The sequence below is a fragment of the Frankia sp. AgKG'84/4 genome (assembly GCF_023242965.2).
Classification (GTDB): domain Bacteria; phylum Actinomycetota; class Actinomycetes; order Frankiales; family Frankiaceae; genus Frankia.
In genome coordinates this window covers 1-5524 of sequence record NZ_JALKFU020000350.1, presented here as the reverse complement: position 1 = coordinate 5524, position 5524 = coordinate 1, and the positions used below count along the sequence as shown (strand labels likewise).

General features: G+C 71.8%; 3 protein-coding genes and 3 pseudogenes. 3 read left to right on the top strand and 3 right to left on the bottom strand.

All coding sequences use genetic code 11. The features are described 5' to 3' along the window. Positions 1 to 207: pseudogene (locus tag MXD58_RS18810) on the bottom strand (hypothetical protein); the annotation flags it as partial. Positions 208 to 280: 73 nt separating this feature from the next. On the opposite strand from MXD58_RS18810, the gene MXD58_RS18805 reads away from it, so the two are divergent. Continuing rightward, the gene (locus tag MXD58_RS18805) at positions 281 to 1201 is read left to right on the top strand and encodes a LysR family transcriptional regulator (protein WP_248838816.1); all 921 of its coding nucleotides are present in this window, start codon (positions 281 to 283) and stop codon (positions 1199 to 1201) included. Between the two features lie 251 nt (positions 1202 to 1452). Further along, positions 1453 to 1773 (top strand): hypothetical protein, encoded by a 321-nt coding sequence (locus tag MXD58_RS18800; RefSeq protein WP_248838815.1) that lies wholly within the window; start codon positions 1453 to 1455, stop codon positions 1771 to 1773. Positions 1774 to 1788: 15 nt separating this feature from the next. Here MXD58_RS18800 and MXD58_RS18795 read toward each other — a convergent pair whose 3' ends face one another. Continuing rightward, a complete protein-coding gene (locus tag MXD58_RS18795) occupies positions 1789 to 2841 on the bottom strand; it encodes a hypothetical protein (RefSeq protein ID WP_248838814.1) in 1053 nt (350 codons plus the stop codon). A 265-nt stretch (positions 2842 to 3106) separates the two neighbouring features. Between MXD58_RS18795 and MXD58_RS18790 the strand changes: the two are divergent. After that, positions 3107 to 4777, top strand: a pseudogene (locus MXD58_RS18790) (RecQ family ATP-dependent DNA helicase); the annotation flags it as partial. Positions 4778 to 4900: 123 nt separating this feature from the next. On the opposite strand, the pseudogene MXD58_RS18785 reads toward MXD58_RS18790, so the two are convergent. After that, a pseudogene (locus MXD58_RS18785) lies at positions 4901 to 5368 on the bottom strand (DUF3159 domain-containing protein); the annotation flags it as partial. Between the last annotated feature and the right edge of the window lie 156 nt (positions 5369 to 5524).

The following is a 5524-nucleotide window of genomic DNA, read 5'->3' as shown; positions in this document are numbered from 1 at the left end:
GCCGGACCCCGGGCCGCCGCCGCGGCCGCTTCCCCCAGGCCCGTCGAAGTCGCCGGGAAGGCCGAACTCGTCCCGGCCGGCGAACCTGCTGCCGGGGCCGAAGCCGGCGCCCCGGCGGGCCCAGTCCCTGCCGTCGCGAGTGTCCGGCCCCCACAGCCAGGCGCCGAGGCCGATCATCGTCGCCGCGGTCAGAATCACGTAGCTCATGGCTCGTACCATTGCGATCACAGGACGTGCAGTCCAGCTAATTTTTATGGACCGCACCGTTAAGATGTCCTGCATGATCGATGTGCGTCGCCTGCGGCTGCTGCGAGAACTCGACACCCGGGGAACGGTCGTCGCCACCGCCGCCGCGCTGCACCTCACCCCGTCGGCGGTCAGCCAGCAGCTCGCCGCGCTCGCGAAGGAGACCGGCGTCCGGCTGCTCGACCCCGCCGGCCGCCGGGTGCGGCTCACCCCGGCCGCCCGGGTGCTGCTCGAGCATGCCGACATCCTGTTCGCCCAGCTCGAACGGGCGGAGGCCGATCTCGCGGCGTTCGACGAGGGCCGGGTCGGGACGGTGGCGATGGCCGCGTTCTCGACGGCGATCTCCGCGATCGTGGCCCCCGCGCTCACCGCGCTGCGGGAGAGCCGGCCGCGGCTGCGGCTGTTCGTGACGGACGTCCCCGAGCCCGAGTGCTTCGACCTGCTGCTCGCGGGCGACCTCGACCTCGTGCTGAGCATCACCCACGCCGCGGCGCGCCCCGCAGACCCGCGGCTGCTGCAGATTCCGCTACTCGACGACCCGCTTGACGTCGCACTGCCCGTTGGTCATCCGTTCGCCTCGGCCCCGGCGGTTCCGCTGGAGTCGCTCGCGTCGGAGGACTTCATCGTCAGCCGACCCGGCACCGCCTGCCGTGAGGTCGCCCACTCCGCCTGCGCCGCCGCCGGCTTCGTCCCGCGCGTCCGCCACAACGCCGACGACTTCGCCGCGGTCCTCGGCCTGATCGCCGCGGGCTGCGGCGTCGGCCTGATCCCCCGGCTGGCCCGGCTGTCCTCGACGCCCGAGGTGGTCATCCGCCCGATCGCGGGCCGGACGCCGGTCCGGCCGATCTTCGCCGCCGTCCGCCGCGGTTCCCAGCAGGCCCCCCACCTGTCCGCCGCCCTCGCCGCGCTCGTCGCCGCCGCCCGCGCACCTGAACTGTGCACCGCCACCGGCTAGCCCGCGGACATGACGACGGCAAAGTCATCGCTTTGTCGAGGTGCTCGAACTGCCGGTCTGGTAGGGACGATGACCGGCCGGTCATCCGAACGGTTAGGATGAGAGTGTTCTGACGGGGCTCGAGGTAGATGGATTCAAGAACCCGCTTGGCCTCGCTGTCGACTTCGGGCCCTACGCCTGTATAGCGGGCCCGAACGCGGTGGGCCAGCTGCGGCCTCCGGACACCGGTCATTCCCGTGGTCCCGATTCGCATGATGGAAGCATGGCTCCTGCTGGGCGAAGCTGAGATTCGTCGCGTCGTCGGCAGGCCGAGCGGGCGGGCACCCTTATCCCTTCCCGGCCTGGGTGAAGTTGAGAGAAAAGTGGATCCGCAGGGAGTCCTGCACGAGGCATTGCCGGCCGCCAGCGAGTCAACCGGGCGCCGGCCCCGGGCAGACGCCAAAGCGTTCGACGTACGGCGCAGAATTTTGCTCGACCGGCACGACATCGACGGGCCGATACGTGGGCTGCCCGGTTGGCAGCGTCTCGTGAAAGATATCGAGCAGGCGATCGCCGGCCTCCCGCGCTCCTGACTTCTGCGCCGCTGGTCAGCGGGGGGCGTGGACGCCGTGGCTCTGGATGGCGCCGCGGGCCTGGGCCAGGGCTTCGGGGGAGGCGTTGAAGTTGTCCTGGTCCATGAAACTGAAGGCGAACAGGCCGCTCTCGCTGAGCTGGCGCGGCGCGTCGCCGGACAGCAGCGCGTGCAGGTCCGATGTCCAGGTCGACTGTGAGCTGGACTTGAAATGGGCGAGCATCACCGGGCCGTACTGGCCGAGCTGACGCGTCATTCCCATGACGTCGCCGGCGTTCGGGTCGTCGCCCATCGCCTGGAAGCTCTCGAAGTCCGACGCGCGCATCACATCCGCGAAGTGCGGGAACAGTGAGCGGCCCGCACCGGTCATGGGGTCGTCCCAGCGGTCCTGCCAGCCGCCCCAGCCGAGTGAGACCCGCGCGTTCGGCGCCCCGTCGTGAAAGATTCGCAGGGCGGCGAGGTACTGGTCCTGCAGGGTGAGGTAGTAGTTCGTCGTCTCGGGGCTCGCGGACCAGGCGTTCGGCTGGCACGGATAGGTCTGGAACTCGGTGAACAGGGTGACGTAGAGGGCCGGGCCGTCGGCGGGGCCGGTGAAGATCGAGGCGAGTTCGCGGGCGTCGTCGAGGAACGAGCTCGACAGTGGGTACTCGCGGCCGCACGCCGGGCCGTGGGGTGTCTGGAAGGTGCTGATCGCGCCGGTGCCGTCGAGCCAGACGATGAGATGGATGCCATGACCCGAGCGGTAGACCTCGGGGATCAGGTCGGCTTTCCATGGGCGCAGGAAGCTCAGGTCGTCGCGGCCGTTGAACCAGGTGCTGTAAAAGTCGAGGTCGGGGGCGACGGGGGAGTGCTGGGCGCTGTCGAGCCCGGGCCCGAGCCCGAAACGCAGCTTGCCCGGCGGGGTCGTCGGCACGGTGCGGACGCCTGCCGCGAGCGCCTGGCGCGCCGCCGTTCCCATGCTCTCGTCGGCCGCGTTGCCGTCCGGGCCGGAGGACGTCGCGTCGCCGCCAGTGGAGTCGGCCAGCAGGTGGGCGACCAGCACGAAGGCGACCGCAGCCACGGCCAGCATCGCGATAATCGGCACAAGCCGTTGTCGGACTCTCCGGCTACGCATCAAGACTGTCCTTCCGCGACGAGTCGACCGGTAGTCGCACGACTGTAACCGATCGGATACTTTCCGAAGTCACGGCTGGCTGGCGAGTTGCGCCGCCACGGCCGGCACTGCCGGCCCGGGTTCGACCCGGTCGGGCGAGGGGCTCGGTCGGGCGAAGATTGTCACCTTCGTGTTCATCGGAGGGTGCTGTTCACCAAGGACGGGGTACGCCGTGGGGACCATGAACCGTCGTGATCGAATCGTCAGACTGCTGTCTGCCTGGCTGCGTGGCGCAACCCCGCCCGAAGACACTCCGAAGCCGTCCCCGGGCGCCGTTCCGCCCCCCGCCAGCTCCTCGGGCCGTGACCGCACGCCCGAACCCGTGGTGGTGTCGGAACCCGCCGCATCCGCCGAGCCTGCCCGGCCGGGCGCGGTGTCGGAACCCGCCGAGCCCGCCGAGCCCGCCGAGCCCGCCGCGGCGCCGCTTTCCCCCGCGCGGGCACCCGACCCGCGGGACGGGGAGGATGATCACGACGAGCTCGGTGACCTGCTCGAACTGGTCGCCGCGGAGGGATTCGGGTTCGCCGGGCTGCGCGAGGGCCAGCTCGAAGCCATGCGGGCGATCGTCGAGGGCCGGGACACGCTGTGCGTGCTGCCCACCGGCGGCGGCAAGTCGGCGGTCTACCAGATCCCGGCGCTGCTGCGGGACGGTCCGACCATCGTGGTCTCGCCGCTGATCGCCCTGCAGCGGGATCAGGTGCGTGGCCTGTCCGACCGGCTGTCCGGCCTGCTCGGCGAGCCCGCGGTCGCGGCGAACTCGGACGCCGGCGCGGCAGCCCGCCAGGCCGCGTTCGACGCGGTCCGCCAGGGCCGCACCGAGTTTCTCTTCCTGGCCCCGGAGCAGCTGGCCCGCGAGGACGTGCGGGCGGCGCTGCGGGCGGCGCGGCCGTCCCTGTTCGTCGTCGACGAGGCGCATTGCATCGCCTCCTGGGGCCACGGCTTCCGCCCCGACTATCTGCTGCTGGGCCAGGTCATCGAGGATCTCGGCCGGCCCACCGTGGTGGCGCTGACCGCCACGGCCGCGCCGCCGGTGCGCCGCGAGATCCGCGAGCGGCTGCGGATGCGCGACGAGGTCGAGGTCGTCCGCGGCTTCGACCGGCCGGAGATCTTCCTGTCGGTGGCGTCGTTCACCGACGACGATGAGAAACGGGCCCGCCTCGTCGAACGCATCGCGGCGGAGACCAAGCCGGCGCTGGTCTATGCGGCGACCCGGCGGGGCACCGAGGAACTCGCGGCGGAGCTCGCCGGCCTCGGCCTGTCCGTCCACCCGTACCACGCCGGGCTGCGCGCTGCCGTCCGCCGGGAGGTCGAGGCCGACTTCGCCGCGGACCGCTGCGACGTGGTGGTCGCCACCACCGCGTTCGGCATGGGGATCGACAAGCCGAACGTCCGGGCGGTCATCCACGCCGATGTCGCCGACTCGATCGACTCGTACTACCAGGAGATCGGCCGGGCCGGGCGGGACGGCAAGGCGGCGGTGGCCTGCCTGTTCTACCGGCCGGAGGATCTCGGGCTGCGGCGCTTCTTCGCCTCCGGGAAGGTCGACGAGACCGCGCTGCAACGTGTCGCCACGCTGCTCGGGCACGCCGAGGGACCGGTGACCCCGAAGGAGCTGGCCGCGGCGGCCGACCTGCGCGACACGGCGCTGACCCGGCTGGTCGACCTGCTGGCCTGCGCGGACGTGGTGGCGGTGCATGACGACGGCCGGCTGGCCGCCCGGGCGGACGCCCCCGAGCCGCAGGAGGCCGCCCGCCGGGCGGCCGCGGTCGCCGAGTCGCGGGTGGAGACCGAACGGTCCCGCGTCGAGATGATGCGCGCCTACGCGGAGACCCGGGACTGCCGGCGGGTCTTCCTGCTCACCTACTTCGGCGAGCCGACGTCCGGGCCGTGCGGGAACTGCGACACCTGCCTGACCGGCCTGCCCGAACAGCGGCAGGCCGAGCGCGATGTTCGCCGCCGCCAGCCAGCCCGACTGGTCGGCCAGGTAGAGCACACCCTGCACGGCGAAGCGGACGCCGAACACCACCGCCCAGATCAGGGTGGCCAGCACGGCGGCACGCCGCTGGCGGGGATCGTCACGCCAGTCGGCGTAGCGCTGGTCGAGGCCGGCCATGAGAAACCCGCCGATCGGCCGACGCAGCGCCACGGAGGCCAGCGCCACCACCACCCCGAGGGCGTTCTTGGCGATACCGGGCAGGAAGAACCCTTTGGCGTCACCGGTGCGGGACGCGACGAACGCCGCGACGCCGACCGCGAACAGCCCGGAGAACGTCTGCTGGACCGGCTCGCGGCGCACGAGGCGCAACACGAGCAGGCCGACGGCGGTCAGGATCGCGACCACGATCCCCGCGGTCAGCCCGGCCTCGGCGTTCACGGCCACGAAGGCCACGGTGGGCAGGGAGCTGTCGATGATGCCCCGAGGGCCGCCGATGGCCTCGGACATCGTCATCGGCGGGGCGTCGGGCGCGGGCAGTCGTGGCATCGTGGGGCGGATCCCTGTCGTGGTGAGGCTGCCTGCCAGCCCGATAATGCCCCGTGGAGTGGTGTAGATCGGTTCGCGTTCCGCTCTGCGTCTTTCGCTATTATGCGGCCTGAATAT

Coding starts and splice junctions, on each gene's coding strand:
- MXD58_RS18805 (WP_248838816.1), top strand. CDS start 281: ATGATCGATGTGCGTCGCCTGCGGCTGCTGCGAGAACTCGACACCCGG.
- MXD58_RS18800 (WP_248838815.1), top strand. CDS start 1,453: ATGATGGAAGCATGGCTCCTGCTGGGCGAAGCTGAGATTCGTCGCGTC.
- MXD58_RS18795 (WP_248838814.1), bottom strand. CDS start 2,841: ATGCTGGCCGTGGCTGCGGTCGCCTTCGTGCTGGTCGCCCACCTGCTG.